This is a genomic window from Azospirillum sp. SYSU D00513, assembly GCF_017356015.1.
Classification (GTDB): domain Bacteria; phylum Pseudomonadota; class Alphaproteobacteria; order Azospirillales; family Azospirillaceae; genus Azospirillum.
The window spans coordinates 1-466 of the sequence record NZ_JAFIQV010000132.1 but is presented as its reverse complement, the minus strand read 5'-3'; the positions used below and the strand labels follow the sequence as shown (position 1 = coordinate 466).

1 protein-coding gene is annotated in these 466 nt (G+C 65.0%); it reads left to right on the top strand.

Annotated elements, in window-relative coordinates:
- A partial coding sequence (locus JUB11_RS32525; RefSeq protein WP_247887486.1) for a transposase occupies nucleotides 1-466 on the top strand: 466 nt, incomplete at both ends.

Genomic DNA, 466 nt, shown 5'->3' with positions numbered 1-466 from the left:
AAGATCCGTGACGAGGGCTTGGTCCGCAACAAGGCCATCCACGTGGCCATCGGCGTGCGGGCCGACGGCGCCAAGGAGGTGCTGGGCCTCTGGATCGAGCAGAACGAGGGCGCCAAGTTCTGGCTGCGCGTGCTGAACGAGCTGAAGAACCGCGGCGTGGAGGACATCCTGCTGGCCGTGGTCGACGGGCTGAAGGGCTTTCCCGAGGCGATAGCGGCCGCCTATCCCGAGACCATCGTGCAGACCTGCATCGTGCACCTGCTTCGTCACAGCATGGAGTTCGCGTCCTGGAAGGACCGCAAGGCCATCGCGGCTGCCTTGAAGACGGTCTACGACGCCGTTGACGACAAGGCGGCCGAGGCCGCGCTCACCGCCTTCGGGACTATCCGGAATTTCGTGCTCGGCGGGGGTATGCTGAGAACGGAAGGAGCCCCCGATGGCACGACGCAAAGAACCGATTATCCCC